Origin of the sequence: Streptomyces chilikensis (assembly GCF_001642695.1) — a bacterium.
GTDB classification, from domain to species: Bacteria; Actinomycetota; Actinomycetes; order Streptomycetales; family Streptomycetaceae; genus Streptomyces; species Streptomyces chilikensis.
In genome coordinates this window covers 1-4,214 of sequence record NZ_LWCC02000079.1, presented here as the reverse complement: position 1 = coordinate 4,214, position 4,214 = coordinate 1, and the positions used below count along the sequence as shown (strand labels likewise).

The window sequence follows — 4,214 nt, the reverse complement described above, 5'->3', positions numbered from 1 at the left end:
CGGCAGGGCCCGCGGCACCGGCGCCGCCCGAGTGGCCGTCGGTGCCGGCGCCGCCGGGGTCCCCGCCGGACCGCGGGCCGCCGGCGGTCACGTACCGCGGCCCGCCGGACGGCGCCTCGTCCCCCCTCCGCTCCGGCCGCGCGGCCAGCCGCAGGCACCCCTCCCCGTCCGGGGTCACCGGCGCCGGGACCACGGAGGCCGGCAGGGTGAGCCGGAGCGTGGACTCGCCGACCCGCAGCAGGGCGCCCGGCGCCAGCGGAACCGCGTCGGCGGCCACCTCGCGGCCGTCGATGCGGGTGCCGTTGGTGGAGTGGAGGTCGGCCACGGTCACCGAGCCGTCCGGGGCCACGGTGACCTCGCAGTGCAGGCGGGAGACGTCCGGATCGTCGAGCGGGATCTCGGCGTCGGCGGAGCGGCCGATCCTGATCCGGCCGCCGTGCAGCAGGTGGACGCCGCCCGCGTCGGGCCCCGCGACCACGTGCAGCTCGGCGACCGCGGCCGGCCCGATGCCGTCCGCCGAGCCGGGGTGGTCCTCCGGGTCGGCGGGCGCGCCCACCGACAGCACCGCGCCGTCCACCAGGGGCGGCTCGCCCAGCACCCTGTGCTGCGGGTCGAGCCGCTCGGCCCCGGCGTGGAGGTCGGCGCCGCCCCCGTCCCCGCCGGACACCGCCGCGGCGAGGTCCGCCGCCACGGCCGCCAGCGGGGTGCCGGCGGGGGCGGTGACCAGCACGTCACGGCTCGCGGCGGCGGGCGGGGTCAGCGGGTCTACGACGGTCAGCCGGATCTGCATCGCCGTCAGCGGTCCCTTCCGCTCGGGCGCCCGGGGCAGCGGTCGACGCGCCTCACGGTCCCCCCACCGCGCCGTCCCCACCGCACACCCACGAGCACGTCGGCCTGTAGCTGTAGCAGGGTGCATCCTCGCACCCGACACACGGGGCGCGCCCCTCGGCCGCCCTCAAATGATCTTGATTGGTCACCTCTGCCCGGGAAAGTGGCCCATTCGAATCTCCTTTGTGACCGATACCGCTCCTCCGCGGAAACCATGCGACCGGGTTGCACGTCTTTTCTTCGGGGACCCGGCGCGGAGCCGGTGCGGACCAGGTCATGGCACCGCCACCGGCGTCCGCCGCGGCCCCGCCGCGGACCGCCGTCGCGGACCGTGGCCGGACCGGGACGGTTCCGGGGCCGCGGACGACCGCCGCCACCGGCCCCCACGGCACTACAGTGGGCGGGACCGGCCGTCAGCGCCGGTGCGAGTGATCACGACCAGCAGGGAGCGCATGACGTGCGGCCGGTAGGCAGCAAGTACCTGCTCGAGGAGCCGATCGGACGCGGCGCCACGGGCACCGTCTGGCGAGCCCGCCAGCGGGAGACGGCGGGGGCCGAGGCCGCCGTCGCCGGACAGCCCGGTGAGACCGTCGCCATCAAGGTCCTCAAGGAGGAGCTGGCGAACGACCCGGACGTGGTGATGCGGTTCCTCCGCGAGCGCTCCGTCCTGCTCCGGCTCACCCATGACAACATCGTCCGGGTCCGCGACCTGGTCGTCGAGGGCGACCTGCTCGCCCTGGTGATGGACCTGATCGAGGGCCCCGACCTGCACGGCTACCTGCGGGAGAACGGCCCCTTCAGCCCGGTCGCCGCCTCGCTGCTCACCGCGCAGATCGCCGACGCGCTGGCCGCCAGCCACGCCGACGGCGTGGTGCACCGCGACCTCAAGCCCGCCAACGTCCTGCTGCGGCAGACCGGCGGCGAGCTGCACCCGATGCTCACCGACTTCGGCATCGCCCGCCTCGCCGACTCCCCGGGGCTGACCCGCACCAGCGAGTTCGTCGGCACGCCGTCCTACGTGGCCCCGGAGTCCGCCGAGGGCCGCCCGCAGACCTCCGCCGTGGACATCTACGGCGCCGGCATCCTGCTCTACGAGCTGCTCACCGGCCGCCCGCCGTTCGCCGGCGGCAGCGCGCTGGAGGTGCTGCAGCAGCACCTGAACGCCGAGCCGCGCCGCCCCTCCACGCTGCCCGAGCCGCTGTGGACGGTCATCGAGCGCTGCCTGCGCAAGAACCCCGACGAGCGCCCCAGCGCCGTCAGCCTGGCCCGCGCGCTGCGCGTGGTCGCCGACGGCGTGGGACTGCGGGCGAGCTCCGCGCAGATCGTCGCCGCCGAGAACGTCGGCGCGCTGCTCGCCCCCGACCCGGCCCCCGCGCCGGTGCCGGGCCCGCCGCAGCCCGCCGGGGCGTCCGAGCCGACCCAGGTCCTCCCGCAGGGCCAGGGCGGCCAGGGCTACGGGCAGGACCACGGCCAGGGCGGCTCCTACGACCCCAACGCGGCCACCTCGGTGATGCGGCACCAGCCGGGCGGCCAGGGCGGTCCCGGCGACGCCGACCCCACCCAGGTCATGCCGCCGCAGGGCCAGGGCGGCCCGGACCAGCCGCACCCCTGGCAGACCCAGCTCAGCGCCGCGCGCGAGCGCAACGAGCAGACCCAGGTCCAGAACTACGTCGACCCCGACCAGGACCCGCTGCGCCGCCGCCGGCCGCAGCGGCAGGTCGCCCCGCGCCCGCAGCAGCCGCCGCGCGCCCAGCAGCAACAGCAGCAGTACGGCTACCCGCAGCAGGGCCGGCAGCAGCAGCCGGTGCAGCGGCCCGCGCCGCGGCCGGTCCAGCGGCCGGTGCAGCGTCCCGTCCAGCCGCCGCCGCAGCACTACGCGCCCCCGCAGCCGCCGCCGGCCGCGCCGCGTGAGCGGCGGCGCAGCGCCAACCCGGTCCGCATCCCCGGTCTGGGCTGCCTCAAGGGCTGCCTGATCGTGGTCCTGGTCTTCTTCGTGGCCGGCTGGATGGTCTGGGAGCTCTCCCCGCTCCAGGAGTGGATCGGCACCACCAAGGGCTGGTGGGAGCAGCTGACCACCTGGATCGGCGACATCTCCGACTGGATCACCAGCATCGGCGACACCGCCCAGGACGTGCAGAACTCCGTCGAGGACGTGAAGGACACGGTGCCGACCGAGCTGCCGTAGGGCGGCGCCGCGGCACCGCGGGGCGGTGCCGCGGCGGGTGCGTGGCGGGTGAATTCACCGGCTGTTGCGGGGGAGGCCTCCGCGGGCGCGTAGGTTTGGGCCAACACGCGTTCACAGGAGCTCTCTTGGCACGGAAGATCGGCAGCCGGTACACCGCCCACCAGATCCTCGGACGGGGCAGCGCCGGCACGGTGTGGCTCGGCGAGGGGCCCGAGGGGCCCGTGGCGATCAAGCTGCTGCGGGAGGACCTGTCCTCCGACGAGGACCTGGTCGGCCGGTTCGTCGGCGAGCGGACCGCGCTGCTCGGACTGGAGCACCCCCGGATCGTCTCGGTGCGCGACCTGGTGGTCGACGGCAACGTCCTCGCCCTCGTGATGGACCTGGTGCGCGGCACCGACCTGCGCACCCGGCTGGAGCGCGAGCGCCGCCTGGCGCCCGAGGCGGCGGTCGCCGTCGTCGCGGACGTCGCGGACGCGCTGGCGGCGGCGCACGCGGCCGGGGTGGTGCACCGGGACGTCAAGCCGGAGAACGTCCTGCTCGACATGGACGGCCCGCTCGGCCCCGGCAACTCCCACCCGGCGCTGCTCACCGACTTCGGGGTCGCCAAGCTCATCGACGCGCCGCGGCGCAGCCGGGCCACCAGGATCATCGGAACACCGGACTACCTCGCCCCCGAGATCGTCGAGGGGCTGCCGCCGCGCGCCTCGGTCGACATCTACGCGCTGGCCACGGTGCTGTACGAGCTGCTGGCCGGGTTCACGCCGTTCGGCGGCGGCCACCCCGGGGCGGTGCTGCGGCGGCACGTGACCGAGACGGTGGTGCCGCTGCCGGGGATTCCCGAGGAGCTGTGGCGGCTGATCGCCCAGTGCCTGTCCAAGGCGCCGGCCTCACGGCTGAGGGCCGCCGAGCTGGCGGAGCGGCTGCGGGAGGTGCTGCCGCTGCTGGCGGGGATGCCGGCGCTGGACGTCGAGGACGTGGAGCCGGAGGAGGAGCCCGAGCCCCCGGCCGCCGTCCCGGACGGCGCCGACGAGGCGCGGCCGCCCGCGTCCGCGGCGCGGCGCGGGGTGGTCCCGCTGGTGCGGGGGTCGCGGCCGGACTCGAACCGGGACACCCACACGTCCATGCGGGTGCCGGAGCCGGACGAGCTGGCGGGCGGCGCGCTGGGCACCGCCCGGGCCCCCCGGGCGGCGGGCGCCCGCCG

At 76.6% G+C, this 4,214-nt stretch carries 3 protein-coding genes; 2 read left to right on the top strand and 1 reads right to left on the bottom strand.

Annotated elements, in window-relative coordinates; translation table 11 throughout:
- Positions 1-790, bottom strand: a 790-nt coding sequence (locus A2U95_RS23025) for an FHA domain-containing protein (RefSeq protein ID WP_166026308.1), incomplete at its 3' end; no start/stop codon positions are given.
- A 495-nt stretch (positions 791-1,285) separates the two neighbouring features.
- On the opposite strand from A2U95_RS23025, the gene A2U95_RS23020 reads away from it, so the two are divergent.
- Together A2U95_RS23020 and A2U95_RS23015 are read left to right on the top strand one after the other, a co-directional pair.
- A complete protein-coding gene (locus A2U95_RS23020; RefSeq protein ID WP_166026307.1) occupies positions 1,286-3,013 on the top strand; it encodes a serine/threonine-protein kinase in 1,728 nt (575 codons plus the stop codon).
- A gap of 125 nt (positions 3,014-3,138) precedes the next feature.
- Positions 3,139-4,214, top strand: a 1,076-nt coding sequence (locus A2U95_RS23015; RefSeq protein WP_166026305.1) for a serine/threonine-protein kinase, incomplete at its 3' end; no start/stop codon positions are given.